Annotated in this window: 13 protein-coding genes and 1 pseudogene; 8 read left to right on the top strand and 6 right to left on the bottom strand. The window is 33.2% G+C overall.

All coding sequences use genetic code 11. The annotated features are described in order from the left end of the window. Positions 1-44: 44 nt before the first annotated feature. The 5 genes from EW093_RS04495 to EW093_RS04475 all read left to right on the top strand — a co-directional run bounded on the left by EW093_RS04495 (position 45) and on the right by EW093_RS04475 (position 8,300). Positions 45-2,360, top strand: coding sequence for an alpha-L-rhamnosidase-related protein (locus EW093_RS04495; RefSeq protein WP_149567246.1), 2,316 nt, complete (start codon positions 45-47; stop codon positions 2,358-2,360). A gap of 66 nt (positions 2,361-2,426) precedes the next feature. Then, positions 2,427-2,855, top strand: coding sequence for a pullulanase-associated domain-containing protein (locus tag EW093_RS04490; RefSeq protein ID WP_223111650.1), 429 nt, complete (start codon positions 2,427-2,429; stop codon positions 2,853-2,855). Then, positions 2,842-5,508: a pullulanase-associated domain-containing protein gene (locus tag EW093_RS04485; protein WP_149567245.1), complete on the top strand. Its 2,667-nt coding sequence runs from the start codon at positions 2,842-2,844 to the stop codon at positions 5,506-5,508. Before EW093_RS04490 ends, EW093_RS04485 begins: the two co-directional genes overlap by 14 nt. A 70-nt stretch (positions 5,509-5,578) precedes the next feature. Beyond that, complete coding sequence (locus tag EW093_RS04480) at positions 5,579-7,414, top strand: alpha-amylase family glycosyl hydrolase (RefSeq protein ID WP_149567244.1); 1,836 nt, start codon at positions 5,579-5,581, stop codon at positions 7,412-7,414. Between the two features lie 244 nt (positions 7,415-7,658). Then, the gene (locus tag EW093_RS04475; RefSeq protein ID WP_149567243.1) at positions 7,659-8,300 is read left to right on the top strand and encodes an early set domain-containing protein; all 642 of its coding nucleotides are present in this window, start codon (positions 7,659-7,661) and stop codon (positions 8,298-8,300) included. Positions 8,301-8,445: 145 nt separating this feature from the next. Here the strand turns inward: EW093_RS04475 and EW093_RS04470 are convergent, their stop codons facing one another. Continuing rightward, positions 8,446-9,336 (bottom strand): Rpn family recombination-promoting nuclease/putative transposase, encoded by an 891-nt coding sequence (locus EW093_RS04470; protein ID WP_187759829.1) that lies wholly within the window; start codon positions 9,334-9,336, stop codon positions 8,446-8,448. Between the two features lie 253 nt (positions 9,337-9,589). Between EW093_RS04470 and EW093_RS04465 the strand changes: the two are divergent. Both EW093_RS04465 and EW093_RS04460 read left to right on the top strand, forming a co-directional pair. Next, a pseudogene (locus EW093_RS04465) lies at positions 9,590-10,102 on the top strand (HoxN/HupN/NixA family nickel/cobalt transporter); the annotation flags it as partial. 58 nt (positions 10,103-10,160) lie between these two features. Beyond that, positions 10,161-10,730 (top strand): DUF1007 family protein, encoded by a 570-nt coding sequence (locus EW093_RS04460; protein WP_149567240.1) that lies wholly within the window; start codon positions 10,161-10,163, stop codon positions 10,728-10,730. Between the two features lie 4 nt (positions 10,731-10,734). Here EW093_RS04460 and EW093_RS04455 read toward each other — a convergent pair whose 3' ends face one another. The 5 genes from EW093_RS04455 to EW093_RS04435 all read right to left on the bottom strand — a co-directional run bounded on the left by EW093_RS04455 (position 10,735) and on the right by EW093_RS04435 (position 17,697). Then, entirely contained in the window at positions 10,735-12,012 is a 1,278-nt protein-coding gene (locus tag EW093_RS04455; protein ID WP_149567239.1) for a CotH kinase family protein, read from the bottom strand. A gap of 63 nt (positions 12,013-12,075) precedes the next feature. Beyond that, complete coding sequence (locus EW093_RS04450) at positions 12,076-13,260, bottom strand: hypothetical protein (protein ID WP_149567238.1); 1,185 nt, start codon at positions 13,258-13,260, stop codon at positions 12,076-12,078. Between the two features lie 69 nt (positions 13,261-13,329). Next, positions 13,330-15,216 carry a glycogen-binding domain-containing protein gene (locus EW093_RS04445; protein ID WP_149567237.1) on the bottom strand — a complete coding sequence of 629 codons (1,887 nt, stop codon included), beginning with the start codon at positions 15,214-15,216 and terminating at the stop codon, positions 13,330-13,332. 7 nt (positions 15,217-15,223) lie between these two features. Next, entirely contained in the window at positions 15,224-15,706 is a 483-nt protein-coding gene (locus EW093_RS04440; protein WP_149567236.1) for a hypothetical protein, read from the bottom strand. 23 nt (positions 15,707-15,729) lie between these two features. Next, positions 15,730-17,697, bottom strand: coding sequence for a glycogen-binding domain-containing protein (locus EW093_RS04435; RefSeq protein WP_149567235.1), 1,968 nt, complete (start codon positions 17,695-17,697; stop codon positions 15,730-15,732). A 222-nt stretch (positions 17,698-17,919) separates the two neighbouring features. Here EW093_RS04435 and EW093_RS04430 point away from each other — a divergent pair, with 222 nt between their 5' ends. Continuing rightward, positions 17,920-19,968, top strand: coding sequence for an alpha-amylase family glycosyl hydrolase (locus tag EW093_RS04430; protein WP_149567234.1), 2,049 nt, complete (start codon positions 17,920-17,922; stop codon positions 19,966-19,968). Positions 19,969-19,970: the final 2 nt, after the last annotated feature.

Genomic DNA, 19,970 nt, shown 5'->3' with positions numbered 1-19,970 from the left:
ACTCCATGGTAGACTAATTTGTACTAAATATTTAAGGAGAGTATATGCTTAAGAAAAATGTAAAATCTATTTTTTTAGCTTTTTTATTGTTAGTTTTGTCATGTAATACGACCAAAGTAACTATAGATACGAAAAATATAGTTAAAAGACCGAAAAAAGAGTACCCCGTAGGAGAGGAATTTAAAATTTTACCTAATATGGTTATTCAAGGGAGTGATAAAAAAGCATGGGTTATAAGTCCAACTGAGATTAGATCTACCTATTATAAAAATGAAAAATCCTGGAAACTACAGGAGAGTATTGAAGATAAACCAAAGTTAAAGGCCCCAGGATTTCCTCTACTAGAAGCTCTATATAACATGGCTTTAGAAGAGAGTAAGTTAGATATTCTTAAAGATTCTATGGCTTTTATGGCAGGGGAGAAGTGGAAAGGAGTTTGGACTAGGGATATTTCATACTCAATACATCTTGCACTAGCTATGATATATCCTGAGGTTTCTAAAACATCTCTAGAAGCTAAGGTTAATAATAATGGAGTAATAATTCAGGATACAGGAACTGGTGGTTCATGGCCAATATCTACTGATAGGGTTGTCTGGGCTCTTGCTGCCTGGGAGGTATATAAAGTAACAGGTGATAATTTATGGTTAGAGTATAGCTACAATATAATAGAAAGGAGTGTTCTTAGAGATAATAAAACATCATTTGATAAAAAAACTGGTCTGTTTAAGGGTGAATCTAGTTTTATGGATTGGAGAGAGCAGAGTTACCCTAAGTGGATGGGACCAACAGAAATTGGTGAGAGTAAGTCAATAAGTACCAATGTAGCCCATTATAGCTCTAGGAAAATATTAAGTTTAATGGCAAAAGAGCTAGGTTTAAAGGATGAAGCAGTAAGTTGGGAATATGAAGCTAATAAGCTTAAAAGTAGTATTAATTCTAATTTATGGTTAGAAGAGAAGGGGTACTTTAGTTCCTTTATGTATCCTAATATTATGGGTGGAGTATTATCTAAAAAGACAGACTCTTTAGGAGAATCTCTTGCTGTTATTCAGGGGGTTGTCTCTGATAATAGGGCTACAGAGTTAGTTGAGAATTTACCTGTAGTAGAATTTGGTGTTCCAAGTCTCCATCCACAGATTAAGGGGATTAGACCCTACCACAATAGAGGTATTTGGCCATTTGTTACAGCATACTTTACATGGGCTGGAAGTAAAACTAAAAATATGGAAGTTGTGGATTATGGTCTTAAAAGCCTAACTAGAGCCTCTGCTCTATTTTTAAGTAACTATGAAAATATGGTTTATGATAATGGGCATAATAGTGGAACAGAGATAAACTCTTCAAGACAATTATGGTCTGTGGCAGGTTATCTCTCCCTAATTTACAGGGATCTGTTTGGAATGGAGTGGACTTCAGCTGGTTTAGAGTTTAATCCAATGGTTCCTAGTTGGATTGAAGGAGAGTTAAATTTATCTAATTTTAGACTAAGGGAAGCTGTTTTGGATATCTCAATTAGTGGGCATGGGTCTAAAGTTAAAAGTTTTAACTTAGACGGGGAAACTTATCTTAGTAATACTCTTCCCTACGATCTAATAGGAGATCATACAGTAGAAATAATTTTAGAATCTGATGAGATAAATAGTAAAATAAATGTTGTAAACAGCGGTATCGAGAGTCCTGGGGTTCCCCAATTAAAATATAGTATTGAGGATAATAAAGTAGTTCTTAAATGGAGACCAGTGTCAGAGGGGTATAAATATGGAATATTTAAAAACGGTGAGTTAACTAAAATAGTTGAAGATTTAACCTATACTGATAATTTAGATAGTGATAAAACGTCTATTTATTCAGTTCTTGCATACTCTGAAAATGGTATTGAATCTGGTTATAGTAACTATGTTGTAACAAATTATAGTGGTGGTAGTCTAACAATTCCTGTAGAAAGTGGAAAATATTTAGATGATAGACTAGTTAAAAACCCAAGGAGCAGTAGAACATTTGATAACTATATTGCCATTAGGAATTCTAAAGATGATAGGGTTGAATTAGATTTTGAAGTTGGGAAGAAGGGTTTATATCTAATTAGATTCGACTATATAAATAATAATGGACATGTTAGTACAGAGAATAAATGTGCTATTCGATCGGCGGAACTAGATGGTGAGTTTGTTGGGAAATTTATTTTTCCACAAAGAGGGGGACTTAATAAAAAAGTAGGTTATTCAAACAGTATAGAGCTACTTCTAGATAGTGGAAAGCACTCCTTAGCTCTATTTTACGCTAATGATGATCAAAATATGAATATAGAAATTAATAATGCGGAGCTTGGTAATCTATATATTTTACCGATAGAATAAATTTGTAAATATTTTTGTTGACAGGTATTGCAAACGCTTGCATTATATATGTTATAGGAGATAGAAATGAAGAAAATTATTAATTTATTTGTAATTGCAATGTTATTATTAACAGCTGGTTGTTTAACAACAGCACCAGAAGCTAATACTAAAGATATGGTGGAAGCAGGTGCTATTGAAGATGGGAACGTAAGATTACACTACCAGAGAATGGATGACAATTATGAAGGTTGGGGTTTACATATTTGGGGTGCAGGATATGCAGGAGATACTGTAGATTGGGCCGCAGCTGTAGAGCCAACAGGTTTTGATGATTTTGGAGCTTACTGGGATATCCCTTATTTTGGTGAAGATGAGCTAAATTTCATTATTCATAATGGTGATGAAAAAGACCCAGATGGTGATAGAACATTTGAAGGCGTAGAAACAATTAACGAATTTTGGGCACTTTCAGGAGATTCAGTACTATATACATCTCTAGATGATGTTCAGTAATAGGAGATTAAATGAGAAAGATACTAAATATTTTTTAGTTCTTCTTGTGGTAACGCTTGCATCCTGTGCAAGCGTCTCTTCAGGTAGTGATAAGGGTGATACTCCTGCTGTTCCTAAGGGTATGGTTAGGTTAAACTATCACAGATTTGATAAAAACTACTCCGGTTGGGGTATTCATGTTTGGGGTGCAGGTTACAATGGACCTGAAGTTAAATGGGAAGCAGCTTTACCTGTTACAGGAGAGAGCTCCTTTGGTGTTTATTGGGATATTCCATATAGTGGAGAAGGTGAACTTAACTTTATTATTCATAACGGTGATAATAAAGATCCCGATGGGGATAGAACATTTCCAAAACTAGACTCTAATAATGAGTATTGGGCAATATCTGGGGATGATACTGAGTATTTAACTTTCAAGGACGCTGACTCCAGCCTAAATAATAAAATATTATCTGCAGTAGCTGTTACTGATAAACAGATAAAGTTAAAATTTAGAATGAAAACAGATAAAGAGTTAACCCTTGAACTAGATGGAGTTCCTGTGGAGCTTGAGTCTTGGGAGATAAAAAACGGACGTTTAGGATATATTACAGCTAAAGAACCATTAAATCCCTTAAGTGTATATGTTGTTAAAAGTGGAGCATTATCAAAAAAGGTTAATTTCTCTTGGGAGAGCATTGATAGTACATTTTCCTACGATGGAGAACTAGGTGCAATATATAGTAAAAGTGGTACAGAGTTTAAACTTTGGTCTCCTTTAGCATCTAATATAAAATTAACAATTTATAAAGATGGAACAGATGATACTATCTATAAAGAGGCTGATTTAACCCTAGGAGATAAGGGTGTTTGGTCCATTGTTATTAAAGAAGATTTAAAGGGTTATTTTTATACCTATGATGTAACTAATGCTGGTAGAACAAAAAGGGTTTTAGACCCATATGCTAAATCTATGGCTGCATTTAATGAGAGTAAGGAAAAAGTTGGTAGGGCTGCTGTTGTAGATCTTAAATCAATTGGACCAAAGCTAGATTTTGCTAACATTGAAGGGTATACAAAAAGAGAAGACGCTATAATATGGGAGATCCATGTTAGGGATTTTACATCTGATCCAAGTTTAGAAACAAAATCCCAATTTGGTACTTATAAAGCGTTTATTGAGAAGTTAGACTATATTAAGTCTCTAGGTGTAACCCATGTTCAATTATTACCTGTTATGAACTATTACTTTGGTAATGAGTTAGATAATGGGACAAGAGAACTTGATTATTCAGCTGGTCCAAATACATATAACTGGGGATACGATCCACATAACTACTTCTCTCCAGAGGGAATGTATTCTGAGAACCCTAGGGATCCTGAACTTAGGGTTAAGGAACTAAAAGAGTTAATTGATGCAATACATAAAAGTGGAATGGGTGTTATTTTAGATGCTGTATATAACCACACTGCTAAAATCTCTATTTTAGAAGATATTATTCCTGGTTATTATCATTTTATGGATGTTGATGGGAAACCTAAGTCAAGTTATGGTGGTGGTAGAGTAGGTACAACCCACTTTATGTCTAGAAAGTTAGTTGTTGATTCTGTTTTACACTGGGTTAATGAGTATAAGGTAGACGGTTTTAGATATGACTTAATGGGTGATCTAGATGCTGAGACTGTACAAATGGCTTTTGATAAGAGTAGGGAAGTTAATCCTAATATTATTATGATTGGTGAGGGTTGGAGAACCTACGCCGGAGATGATGGGGACTCTAGAACTCCTGCTGACCAGAGTTGGATGGCCCAAACAGATGCTGCTGGAAGTTTCTCAGATGAGATGAGAAATGAGTTAAAGTCTGGTTTTGGTTCAGAGGGGCAACCACGGTTTATGACTGGTGGGAAAAGGGATATTAACCTTATTTTCAACAATGTTGCTGGACGTCCAAGTAATATGACATTAGACGATCCAGGTGATGTGGTTCAGTATGTTGCTGCCCATGACAACCTACCGTTACATGATGTTATTGCTCAATCAATAAATAAAGATCCAGACCACCATGAGGAAGAGATTCAGAAAAGAATAAGACTATCTAATACTATGATTTTAACAAGTCAGGGAACTGCATTTTTACACGCAGGTCAGGAGTACGGTAGAACTAAACAGTGGAGAGCAGCTGGTAAGCCAAGCGTTAAAGGAACTGAAGTTAAAGGTTTTGATTACCCGTGGTTTGTACATGACTCCTATGACTCCTCAGATGCTATTAATATGATAGATTGGGAAAAAATTGAGTCAGAAGGTCTACCGAAAAATACTATAGACTACACAACTGGTTTAATTAAACTTAGAAGATCTACCGACGCTTTTAGATTAGGAGATGCGGATTTAGTTAAAAAGAATGTATCGCTTGTTAAAGCAGCGGGTATAAAACCCCAGGATAATATAATTGTATATAAAGCAATATCCACAGATGGTGATTCATACTATGTATTTATTAATGCAGATGATGTATCTAGAGAACTTGGCTTAGAAGTTGATTTAACCAATGGAATCGTTTTAGTAGATTCTGATGAGAGTGGTGTAGAGCCAGTTAAAGAGATTTCTGGATTTACACTAAGTAGTGATAAAATTAAAATTGATGCGTTAACAGCATTAATAATAAAAGAGTAGTTTGTTTTCTTTTACTCCCCATTGTATATAATTGTACTGTGGGGAGTTTTATTATTTATAAGGATTTAGTATGAAAAAAATATTGTTAAGTTTAGTTACTTTACTGTTACTTGTAGGGTGTGCTACTACAGAAAACAGAAGCACTAAAAAGATTAAACCCGTAGTATTAGAAGAGTTAGCTATTTTTGACCAAGATAGTTATATAGATATTGATGATTCAACTGTAAAGTTTTTATTTAAGGCTTTAAGAGGAGACTTAGTTGATTTTTACATTGGAGAGTCAAAAGATAACTTAAAACTTGTTCAAGAGGATGTTTTAGTTGGAACTAGAGGCCTTGAGATATCTAACCTAGAAGCAAATAGAGAGTACTTCTATCAAATTGTAGCTAAAAGAGATAAAAAGTCTGTTAAGTCAAATATTATATCCTTTACAAAACTTGGAAATACAAATAACTGGGAAGTTCCTGCATGGGGTTCTAAAGCAGTTTTTTACGAGATTTTTGTTAGAAGTTTTAGTGATGGCAATGGTGATGGAATTGGTGATTTTATAGGCCTAAAAAATAAGATCCCATATCTAAAAGAGTTAGGTATAGATGCCCTATGGTTAATGCCAATAAATCAATCCCCAAGTTACCACGGGTACGATGTTTATGACTACTATGATGTTGAGATGGATTATGGAACCCTAGATGAGTTTAAAGATCTTTTAAATGAAGCTCATGCTAATGGTATCAAAATTATTATGGACTTAGTTATTAATCACAGTTCCACAGAGCACCCATGGTTTCAGAATGCTGCAAGTTCTGTAGATAGTGAGTACCGGGACTATTATGACTGGGCTGATGCTACTGATAATATTAAAAAGAGCGGTCCTTTTGGTGGGAATCAGTGGCATAAGAGTAATACTGGTTATTATAATGGTGTCTTTTGGTCAGGTATGCCGGATATGAACCTTAGAAATAAGAAAGTAAGGGATGAATTTAAAGATATAGCTTCTTTCTGGTTAAATATGGGTGTAGATGGTTTTAGATTAGATGCAGCACTACATATTGATGATACAGATAAGGATGTTTCCCATAATTGGTGGCAGGAGTTTAATACCCATGTTAAATCTGTTAACCCAAATGCTCTACTTGTTGGTGAAAACTGGGCATCTACAAATCAGATGGCGTCATTTTTTGAAGATTTAGAGGCTTCATTTAACTTTAGTTTTGCTAATAACATTTTAGAGATGTCTAGAGGTAAAAAAGTTGATCTATTAGGAACCCTTGGAAGTATTCACAGAGCTTATGCTAAGTATAACCCTAATTTTATTGATGCAACATTTATTACTAATCATGATCAGGATAGGGTCGCATCTGTATTAGGTGGTAATAAAACTAAGGAGAAGTTTGCTGCTTCAATTTTATTAACTCTACCCGGGACTCCATTTTTATACTACGGAGAAGAGCTTGGTATGTTAGGAAAAAAACCTGATGATAATATTAGAGAGCCAATGGACTGGTATCAGTCTGCTAAAGGTGAGGGCATGACTACCATGAGTAAGGGTGGTTTTTACAACTCTATGTTATATACAAAGGCTAATGATGGTATCTCCTATGAAGAGCAGGTTGGTGTAGAGGGTTCAACTTTAGAGCATTATAAAAAACTAATTGAGATAAGAAAATCAAACCCAGAATTCTTTTGCAGTGAAAACTATACAAAAGTTGAATTGTCAGAAGATCTTTACTCTTATGAAGTAAAAACAGAAGCTTCAAAAATACTAGTTATTCATAATTATAATAATGAGTCTAAAACAGTTACAATTCCTGCAAATGTTACAGACTTAATAACTGGTACTGAGTATGAATTGGATGAAGTTATCCCTATACCAACTACAACTACATTAATTTTACAACTTAGATAATTAGGTCTTAGATTAAATTTAAAAGCCTTTAGTTTCAGTTTCTAAAGGCTTTTTTTATACATTTAGTAATGGAGAAGAGACACTGTTATTTTTAACTAATTTAAATGAGGGAATAGAAGAATTTACCTTAGATTTAAGTCCCTACGACTCAACACCTGGAAGTTGGAATATACTATTAGGTAGTGATGATTTAACAGAGATAACACCACTAACATCAAGAGTCTTTTACAAGGGTGATAATCCAATGGAACACTTTTTTAATGATACTCCTGTTCCTGAAGCAAATTACAGTATAATGTTCCGTGTTGAAACAGAAGAGAATAGTACTCCTGTTACTATCGTTATAGAGCGGGAAGATGATGATGTTTGGAGTAGTGTAGGTGAATTTGACATGGATTATACAAGTGTTAATTTTCTTACATACACCCATGAATTTGGAACCGATGGACCTGATGATTTAAGGTATTATTACACTTTTGATGGTGAGAAACATGCATATTACTGGGCAGATACAGAAGATAGTAAATATATATACTGGAATTTTAACAATGGGTCTACATTAGTGGATAATTTATACATGGAGAATGAAGGGTATAAGGCCTATGATCAGACATATATTCGTGGTGAGATAGCAGGTACAAATGGTTGGGCAGATAATAATGGATTAGAAATGACCCATGTTGAGAGTTACACTTGGAGTGTTACTAAGTTCTTAACAGCAGGAGAATATGAGTTCAAATTTGCTGTTTCTGATATAGATTGGGCACTAACTCATTATCCATTATCATCAGGAGGTAATCTTGTTAAAACAATTTCAACATCTGGTAGCTACAAAATAGATTTTAACTGGATTAATAAGGAGTGTTTTTTTACTCTATTAGATTAAGACATACTAATAACATTATCTCCATAAAATAATTTATGGAGGTAGTTAGTTGTTAGTTATCCTGAATAATACTTAAAATATTTTTGCTTGATTTAACATTATTGTACAACATCCTATTTATCAAAATAAGATATCTTTTTACAAGTTAATCCAACTTTAATTGTTTAAGTTCATCAATAGTTAAACCTGTTATCTTTGAAGTATTTTCAAATCCAAATGAAGATTTTAATAGGTTTATTGCAATTTCTTTTTTTTCTTCAAGTTTTCCTTCGAGTTTCCCTTTATAGGTAAATTCTTCTTCCATTTTATCTAATGTCGCTGCAAACATTGGTAATACCTCCTGTGGCGATTCTAATTGTTGTAATTTATCTTCATCAATATCGATGTTTCTATCTTTTAAAAGACTATTTAACCAAACTTTAAATCCATTAACTTCAACAGGAGATGAATCTTTTAAAAGGATAATTAAATCATCAAAAGCTTTATGCATCTCATTTAAAGATGTGTTTTCTAAAAAAAATATTGCAGATACAACATTATGTATTTTAAGTAGTGTTTTTTTCTCTATCTTGTTAATAATAATTGGGTAATATTCGAAGCTAGGAATAAACTTCTCTGGTATTGTTTTTGAATATAACTCTTTAGGATTAATTTCAGCTGTCCACTTATCTTCACCATTATAAAGCAAAAGGGGGAATACCGCCGGATAAAACTTCGTATCTTTGTCTTTACCAAAACTCTCGGATAATTCTAGTATATATCTTAAAAATCTTAAAGGCATAGTTTGATCAACTGAAGATTGAAACTCTAATAATAGATAAATATAAATAGGTTTGCCTTTGAAATTTATTTTATAGATAATATCGGACTCTCTTTTTTTCATTTTGCTATCTACAAAACTTTTATCGAGCCTTTCCATATTAGTAAAATCTAAATCTTTGATAAATTTTTCATTAACAAATGAAACAAGTAGTTTTTCAATAAAAATAGGGTTAGAGAAAATTTTCTTATATCGTTGGTCATGCTTTTGTACCATAAGAAAATTATATATAGCATTTAGTATTAAAACAATTGTAATTCTATATATAACAAATAAAAAAAGTAAGGCTTTACACATAGTTTAAAGCATCTGGGAGCTAGTTAGTTTATATCTAAAATGTAACACTGATTTTTATTACATATATTTTCATGAAATTTTAAAATAAAACGATATTTAGTTGCCAAAAGTACTAAGTAGGCGTCATAATACCTATTATGAAAAAAATACTTTTATATGTAACATTATAGTTATTTTCTTCTCTTTTATATATGGGGTACTCCACACCCTAGGGCCCGGCCATGGTAAAATGATTATATTCTCTTATTTTATATCTGAGGAGACTACTAAGTGGGATACGGTTGTTCTATCCATAATGATCCCAATAATACACTCATCTGGAGCCATTTTATTAGCTATACAGTACTCTTTTACTATGTTATCCGGTCTACTTATTGTTGGTATTTCTATATACCTAATTTTTAGACATCATAAAGAGTATAAAGTTAACGTCTTAAGTAGTAAAAATATTATTTTAAGAAATATTCCTGTTGCATTGTCTGTTGGTATAGTACCTTGTCCACTATCCTTAACAATTATGTCTACATCTATTATTTATGGGATATTTTGGGTAGGATTTTCTTCTGTGGTCTCGTTAACTATTGCTATGACCATTGTTCTCTATTTTATAGCTTTATTAGCTTCTAAGTCTCATGGGAAAATTAATAAAAAAGTAATAATATTTCTAAAGTTTTCCATAGTATAGGGGAGTTTCTTCTACTACTTATTGGAATTATGTTTATCTTTAATGGAGGAAGAGCTTTATGGCCTATACTATTTTAAAAAAACAAAACTTATTTCTACTCCTAATTTTTATTAGTTCCTTATCCCTTTACGCTCACCCACATATGAAAATACAGGCTTATTCTTATAACTATTTCAATGAAAATGGATTACAAGGTGTATATATGCAGTGGGAATATGACCCTATGTTTAGTTCTCAACTGATCTATAATTACGATATAGATAATAATATGGAGTTTTCCGCTGATGAAGCCTTAGAACTAAAGATTAAATATTTTGATAATATTGTAGATTCTAATTATTATACCTATTTTTATATAAATGATAAATTAATAGAAAACCCAGAACCTGTTAGTTTTAAAGCTGTTATAGATAAAGTTGATGTAGTTATGATCTTATCTTTTTTTGTTCCACTTAATATTACTAAAACAGGATATGTAGATATACGTTATGGTTTTAATGATAAATCTCAATACACAGCTTTTTTTATCCCTCAGAGCAGCATTAGAGCTAAAGGTGAGGGATATAAATTAAAAAAAGAACATATCAATCAATTTGGGGAGATAACGTATAGTTACAAAATGAAATAATGAATTATTTAAGTTGACTTGTAATAGATTTCAACTTATTTTCAAAATATTCAGGGATATATTTTTTAAGTTCCATATCTTCCCCTTCGTGCATATCATTAACTAGTAGGGGGAAGTAGAGTTTATACTGCTGATCATACTTTTCTTTAAAAGTAGTAAATGAGAAGATTCCACCTTCTTGTATAAACTCTTTTAAATACCCTTCGTATAACTCTTTGTATTCAGGGAAGTCTAATAACCTTAATAGTGGTTTAACAGATCTATTAGATAACCAAGTATAAATATCTGCTTCCTGTATCGCTTTATACCCCTTCATACCTTCCCAACCCCCACCTAATCCATGGTCGTAATCGTAGGGGATAAAATCAATTTTACCTGTTATATTATTAAAATAGAGATAGTAGTTATTTCCCATTGCCCAGTAGTCATCGGGCATACCTAACAACATAGCCATAGCCTGGTAACGTAAAAACCTATCTATCTCGAAGTGATCTTCCATATACTCTTTATATTCACTATCTTTTAATCTACTTATATTTTTGGCAAAGTTAATTAGATCTGAGTAGTCGGTATCTTCTTCATTGGTTTTTCTATCATAACTAGGTCTGTAATCTATAGTCCAATCCTTTACACCTATCTTTTTAGTTATATTCCCATAGAGTGTAGCAGATCCCCCTTGTTGCCATAGGCACTTGTATAGGTTTCCATCATTAGCATCTGACCCAAATCTTCTTTTTAAAAATGATTTATCAATTGGTTCTATAAGGGTATATATTCCAAAGTCTACTCTTTTTTTATCTCCTATTTTAATATATAGTTTTGCTGAACCTGTTTTAGGGGCAAAAACTCCAGCTTTATTTAACATATCGTAGCTATATAACTCCCTAATTTGGGATGGGTCCTTATTATAGTTCCATTTTAGGTTCAATTTAGATAAGCCATGAAATTTTTTATCAAAGTTTATTTTAAAGTGGGCTCTTTGGTATTTCCCATTAACTTCAGGATACCTTCTTGTTGTATTACCCCTTGTTCTAAAACCTACAATATCAATTACTTCATCACCTGCTAGTCCACGATATATAAATTTTGCTTCTCTGTAGTTTCCTGTTCTTTTATTAATAGCCATATCAGATAAAATACCATCCCACTCACTCTGGGATATCTGTATCTCTATTTCGTGGATGACAGTATGGTCAAAGATTTTATTAAAATTGTTTCCAAATATAATTGTTGATATATTTATTAATGATAATAAAATTATTACTTTTTTAAAACGTTTCATAATTCCCTCATTTATAAAAAAACCGTCTTAAAAAAGACGGTTAATAACTTGTATAAATTATTTTTAGTTTTTACTAATTGATAACATATATCTACCGGCATCAAGTGCAACAGTATCATCTATTGTAACAACTACTGTATATACATCATCTACAGCAGCATCTGAGAACTGACCATTTCCATTTGCATTTGATATTATTTCAACTGCAGCATCACCTGATGCTAGAGGATCTTCAATAGTAGCCCATCCTCCTCCATCAAATATTTCAAAACCAAATGAACCTGATGCATTATCAATAGTTACCTCATAAGTTACAGTTTTAGCAGTAGCGTTTACAGTACCTGCAGTTGCAGTCCAACCAATATCAAATAAATCACCTTTAATTTTAGTTCTAGGTGCTAACCATGCAAAGTCAATTACCCAATCTTCAGTACCTAAAGTTTTAAGAGTAAAGGCTATTGAGTATTTTTCTTCTATATTAGTTGCTTCAGGATCAATTGTAATAACAACAGTATAAACAGAATCAACTTTTGGAACATTTATTAGTTTTGAGTTCCCACCAGATTTTAGGAAGTTTGCAGGTGTAGTACTTTCACCCTCAACAGTTGGAGAATCGATAGTAAGACCTTCGAACCACCCATCAATACCATCTATACCAAATTCACCACTATTAGAAACAATAGTTAAATCATCATAAGTTACAGTTTTTGCTGTTGCATCAAGAACACCTGTCTGAGCTGTCCAGTTAGAATCAAATATTCCACCTTTAAATATTAAATTGTCAGCTAAAACTTCAAAAGTAGGAGCTGTTGCTGCTGTTGAACCGGCCTCAATAGTAACTGATGGAGCTTCAGCATCTGTAATATCAACTTTTATAGTATAAGTTGTAAATGCAGCTGTAAATGTTGCATTAGCATTTTCAGCTGAAACAAAAGTTAGTGCTGTATCAGATACTGCTGTAGTCGCTGTAGGTGCTTTCCATTCTGTTCCAGCTGCATCTACTAATACAAACTCATAATCTAAAGTGTAAAGACCTGTAACTTCATATGTTAATATGTTGTTATCAACTTCATCTATAGTAAAAAAGTGTCTTGTTTCATCATCAACTGAATCTTTCCATCCATCAAATGACCCTTTTACCCACCAGTCAGATGTGGAATCAAAAGTAGTACCAGATGTGCTGTTATCACAACTGAACATAGCAACTAACAACAATAAAGATGTTAATAATTGTAAAATTTTCTTCATTATAAAATCTCCTTATATTTTATGCCGGCCACTGATAATATCAGCGAGTCCCCGGTCATAATTTATTTTTTAATAACTCCAAACAATACCTAGTCTAAATGCTGCTTCTGTTTCTGAATTATCCTCTAGTTGATAATCAGTAAGAGTAGCAGTAGTTTCACCTGTTTCGTATGGATCCATGTTGTAAGTAAAGTTTGCATAGATTAATGGTGTTTTAGCTTTTGGTGCTGGAACCTTCCAAGAACCACCTATACATAGAGCAAATGGGTTAATTACAGCGTTTCCACTTCTTAATCCAATACCTAATTCTGCTGTTAAATCATTTTCAAGTTCAGCTTTTAATAGTAATGAGTTAAAAACTTGGTCAGCATTAGTTCCGTTATAACCGTAGTTGATTGTTAAATTCTCCATAGTTGCTGTAGCACCTACAGATATAGAAGGTTTATCTCCGTCGGCTGGTTTACTATTAAGCCCAACACTTACATAGATATCTCCTGTAGTTGTTTTACCTATTTGTTCTGATAAATCAAAAGTTGCACCAGGTTTTACAGTAAGCTCAATGTTACTATTTAATGGATCTTCATTTAACATTGTTGCTGAAAAATCCATCTTAGGAGTAACTGCTTTATTAAGTTTGTAAAAACCACTTAAATTCACCCCCTGGGTATCTTCATCACCTAAAATATCCTCTGTTGTAGCGTAGATAAAGTTTGCAACAGCTCCTCTTAATTTATAAGAAATATCTAATCCCATAAGGTCTTCATCTGCATAAGAAACTTTAACTTCAGCACCAACTCTATCTTTTGCAGGCCTAGCCATTGTTGTTCCTCCTGCTACATACATAGAGTTTAATATCTGTGTATTTATGGAGACTTTATCCATTTTATACCCAAGACCGATAATTAAATCCTGTCGGGGAATATTTTCAAATATTGCTTGTATATCACTAGTTGAACTAGATGTCATTTCATACTGAATATCAGCTCTTAAACCTGCTAAAGTCATATCTAGATCAAAATACATACCATATTTATCACCAATACTTTTATTTGGAACAAATTTTGTATCTATTGTTAATCCAGCAGACTCTAAATCTATCTTTGAGCTAAATGCTGAATAACCATCTCCTGCACTAATTCCATCTGCATCAACCGTTTCCCATAAAAGTGAGTCATGTCCTGGTAAGTTTGCACTACCATATCCTGTTTCGTAGGATATATACTTGGTATCAAAACCAAATTTGAAGTTATCTACAGAAGGTTTTTTATCACTGCTTAAATAGTAAGCTGGATTAAAAATAAAGCCTGATGAAAGTGCTTCTAGACCGTCTAAGACTTCTACGCTTCCATCACTCCATACTGTTGGATTACCATCAAAGAAAGTTAATTCCATATAACCTGGCATATTTTTTACAAGGTCACCATCAAATTTCCATACAGATTTAGCATTTATAGTTGAATCAACAGCCTTAAAATCTCCATCTGTATTAAATGATGTATCACTCTCTATATAAGTATCTGTACCAAAAGTAACTTTTTTCCTAGCTTGAACTACAGGCTTTGTTGGATCATTAGGAGTAGCTGGAGACTCTTCTAATAGTAGATCAGCAACTATAATAAGACCGTTCATACCTGCAAAACCATCATCTTTTTCATCCGGAGCATTCTCATCTGAAATATATGTACCATCAAAAAATTTGTATACAATTTCATCATCTGAAAATGTAACAAACTTAAATTCCCATAAACCTGCAGCATTTTTAGTCATAACATCGCCTGGTTCTATCCAGTTATTAAATGACCCTATAACGTTCATCTCTTCCGCGGCATCATCTTGGTATAAAAAGGTTATCTCTGCTTGACCATTACCAAGATCTTTTACAGTTACATCTGCAAAAGCTACACCTGTAAGGAAAAAAAGTATTGTTATGCCGTAAATAATTTTATCTAACATCATATCTCTCCTAATCTACCTTGTAATCCCAGTTAACAGAGTCACCATCAACAACACCTTCTACTTCTTCCGGGTTTAAAGCACCAGCCCAAGTATTGTCAAGTTCTACATTACTACCACCATCAAGACTGTGGTTACTCGCAATTTTAATAGCCCAGGTTTTATCGGGATCAATAATTAAAAATACTAATTTTGGAGTAGTTAACTCTAATGCGGGGCTAAAATTAAATGTTAAAGTCCCCTCTGCATTTACAGTCCCTGAATAGTAGGGGTCTGTAAAAAGATCATCATCATGTATCCAGTCATCATCTGTTGATGATCTGTTATATGAGAAAACCATCTCTTTTCCTTCTGGATAAGTATCACTAGGTAGACCAGTTACAGTTACCTTAGATATTGCCATCTCTGTTCCATTATGTAGTGCGTTGTCGCAACCCATAAGTGTAAATACTACTAACGCCAAAAGCGCAGCTAGTTTAATTTTTTTATTCATAAAATCTATCCTCACTTTTATTGTTAGAAGTCCCACTTCATCATTATACGGAATTGTGCATAACCATCACTTTTGGAAACACCATCTGTAGTTGTATAACCATCCATAGCTAAATTATTGCTCTCGTCATCATAGGGATCCATGTTGTAAACAAATGCACCATATAAAAGTGGAGATTTAATTTTTCTAACTGGAACTTTCCAAGAACCTCCAACTGAAAAACCAATAAGATTATTCTCATCTTTAATAGACTGAGAAGCACTCTCTTTTACAGTTCTTACTCCTAAGCCAATCTCGGCAGTTAAGTTGTTTGGCATTCTTAAAGAAGTTATTAGTGTATTAAATATTTTATCTTCATCATGGTTATTTAAACCGTATTTAAAATCGATATTATCTATGTTATCTGTTGGGTTATTAATATTAAGGTTGGCACCAAACTCAGAGAAGAGATACTTCTCTTTACTAGCTTTATATATCCAGTTGTCTTCTAAGGTGTAGCTAAATTTTCCATTAAACTTTAAGGTCCCATCTAAACTAGGAAGGTCTATATCTGTGTATGGGTAGAAGTATAACTGATCAAAAACATCTGTTGATCTTGTCTCAGCTAAAATAAGTGATGAGTATAAACCAACTTTAAGGTTTTTTATCCCCTTAGAGTATAGTTCTGCAGAGATCCTCTGTGTTCCTTTATCTCCAATACTATCGTTGTTACCAAATAACATTTCAGAGCTAGAACCTGTATATCTATATCCTATATGGGTTCCTAATTTACTTCCTAATGCTCCTGATATTTTAACTTCACCAGCTAACTGATCCTTAATGTTAAAATCTTCTTCACTAAATAAATTTATCATAGACTGGGCAGTTAAATCATATTTCCCAACTTTTGTAGAAACACCAAAAATAAAATCTTGGTGGTAAAGCTTGTCAAAAATTGCTGATAAATCATTAGTTGCCGCAGATTTCATATCGTATTGAAAGTCTATTTTTGTTTTACCTATAGTAGCACCTAAAAAGGAGAGTAAAGCATAATTCTCAGTCATTACATTTGGCATAACTGTTAATTCAATTTTAGCTGGCCCCATTTGTTCATACTTTGAGCCAAGATCAAACCTCATATAACCGTTATTTCCGTCTTTTTCTCCAAGAGTTTCCCATAAAAGGGCTGTTCTACCCTGGGGTTTTGCATAACCGTATCCAGTTTCCCAATTAACAACTTCTGATTCAATTCCAAACTTAACAGAGTTTAGGGATGGATTGTCTCCACCTATATAGTTTACAGGATTAATTAATAAACCACCTAAGGAAGATGCTAGACCTGTTTCTAAATCTGGAGATACTAGACCAGTAGCATCCTGAGCCCAAAAAGGTTGGTAGGAATCAAAAACCTTTAGTTCAAACCATGCATTTACATCAGGTACTATTGTCCCACCCATCTTCCAGTATGATTTTCCACTAAGTCCTGCAGTATCAGTCTCTAAGCCTTTAACTGTTTTATCAACTAATCCTTGGGTAACAAATGTGGATTTAGCCCCAACAATTGTATACATACCAAAGTTTAATTTGCTTTTATATTCAACTGGTGCTGGTTTCTCCCCTGCTGCAACTGCTTCGGATGCTGCTTGTTGTGTTAATAGATCAGATACAATTATTAATCCATTAAATCCTGCAAAACCATCATCCTTAGTATCAGGTGCATTTTCATCAGGAATATAGTTACCATCTAAGAAAAATTTATAAACAATTTCATCTTCGATATTTGCATTAAATCTTAACTCCCAAAGGCCATTTTCACCCTTTTCCATTGGTGTTCCTGGCTCTATCCAGTTATTAAAAGAACCAATAACATTGAGTTCCGTTAATTCATCATCTTTGTGTGTAATTATGATTTCAACATTTGTACCATCTATGTCTTTAACTGCTACATCTGCAAAATTATTAAGAGTAACAAAAAACATTATGATCATTGTAATCAAAAATCGTTTCTTCACATTTACCTCCTGTGAAATTATTAAAGTTGGGAAATTATGCAAACGCTAACACTAAACTGGAGGATCTAAATGCAAGCGATTGCAACTCCTGCTTTATCTATCTTGCAAGCGTTTGCAGGATCTGTCAAGAAAATATTTTTCAAAAAAAAATATATATTTCCACTAGATTTTTTTTATTTGACAAATCTTGCAATCGGTTGCATTCTGTAGTAATTGAGGTTTATGAAATTGGGAAAAGAAAGGTTAGGTGCAACATTAAATAGTGATGGTAGTGCTACGTTAAGAGTTTGGTCTCCTAGTGCTACAGAGCTTTTTGTTCAAATTTATAATAAAAGTAATTCAGATAAAATAATTTCTCCAGAAGTAGAGATGATAAGAGGGGAAAATGGCTTTTGGGAAATTACCCTAAATAGGGTAAATTGTAATATAGAAAATCTTGATGGGTACTATTACCAGTATAAGATAATAACCAATGGTAAAGTTACATATGGGCTAGACCCCTATGCTAAATCTATGGCTGCATTTTCTCCAGATGGAGAAGATAAGATAGGTAAGGCTGCAATTATTGATATAAATTCCAAAAGTGCAGGAATTAAACCTATATCTATTGGTAAAAATAAATTAGAAAGCCCAATGGAGATGATATCCTACGAAGTTCATATTAGGGATTTCACTATAGGGACAGATGAACCCCATAGTGGTACTTTTAAGGGTTTTAGTAGTTTTAAAAAAGGAATTGAACATTTAAAAGAGTTGGGTATAACCCATGTTCAACTTCTACCAATACAGAGTTTTTATACTGTAAATGAAAAGGATAAAAGTATCAGCCTAGAAGGAGTGGGGCATAATACTAATTACAACTGGGGTTATGACCCACATAACTACTTCTCACCAGATGGTTGGTACTCTACAGACCCTGATGACCCATATAGTCGAATTCGAGAGTTTAGAGAGTTGGTAACGACACTTCATAATAATGGTATTGGTGTAATAATGGATGTTGTATATAACCACACATATCAAAACTTTATATTTCATAATATTGCAGAGAGTGAATATTACAGAAAAGAGGGTGGTACAGAACCAGTAAGTGATCCAGCATTTGCATCGGAGAAACCTATGGCTAGAGAACTTATTGTAGACTCATTAAAATACTTTGTAGATGAGTTTGGAATAGATGGTTTTCGTTTTGATCTAATGGGATTTATAGATAATCAAACCATGAAGAAGGCGAGAGAAGTTCTTGGTAATAATATCATTTTATATGGCGAGGCGTGGAATTATACGGATTTAGAACCAGGGAAAGCACCAGTTAAGGGAATTACAAATATAGAACATCATGAAGTTTATGATCTAGCATATTTTAACGATACAAGTAGGGACTCATACGCAGGACGGATGGATAATCCTGGTTTTGTGCAAGGTGTATTTTCTGAAAATCCCAGGTGTAAGGCTGGAATTATTGGGGGAATAAAAGATTTTGATAATTCTGGGTTTTATGTAGATATTGATACAGACCCATATAATAGGTTTGCGATAAACCCAGATGAAACACTTCAATATTTGTCGATACACGATGGGTTTACACTGTGGGATAAGATTAATATAAGTCATAAGGGTGATAAAAGCGATAAACTAAAGGCTGTAAAGCAAGCAATTGCTATGTTATTTACATCCCAAGGGAAAATTGCAATACATGGTGGATCTGAAATAGCTAGAACTAAACCCTTAAGTAGTAATGATGCAGAACCCCATAGAATTAATAAAAATAGTGAAAATGTTTATGATGAGGGGTTTGGAGTACATTTCCATGAAAATTCCTACAGGTCCCCAGATTATACTAATATGTATAGATGGGAAAGGAAGGATGATCCTGACTACTCAAAACTATATAACTATTTTAAAGGGCTTATTAAGTTAAGAAGGTCTATTCCATGTTTAAGATACCAAAGTTCTAATAATATTAGAAAAGGATTAATCTTTTTTGGTGATACCTATACTCAAAATGGGGTCAATAGTTTTATTGCTTATACCTTAGATAACAGTTTAGAGAGTGGTGGTAAGACAGATTTTAAGAAACTAATAGTAATTCACAATGCAGGGAGTGAAGTTTTAAATTTAAAATGTGATGATATTTTAAATCCAAATGATTGGAGTATTATTGTAGATGGGAGTAGTGCAGGAGTTTATCCAATTATAAATTCTGATGTAAAAATTCAGAATAATATAGTCTCTGTTCCTTCAAATACATCCACTGTTTTAGCAAAATAAAG

It is taken from the genome of Thiospirochaeta perfilievii (assembly GCF_008329945.1).
Classification (GTDB): domain Bacteria; phylum Spirochaetota; class Spirochaetia; order DSM-2461; family DSM-2461; genus Thiospirochaeta; species Thiospirochaeta perfilievii.
Note: the sequence above shows the minus strand (reverse complement) of the source record. Positions and strands in the feature narration are given on the sequence as shown.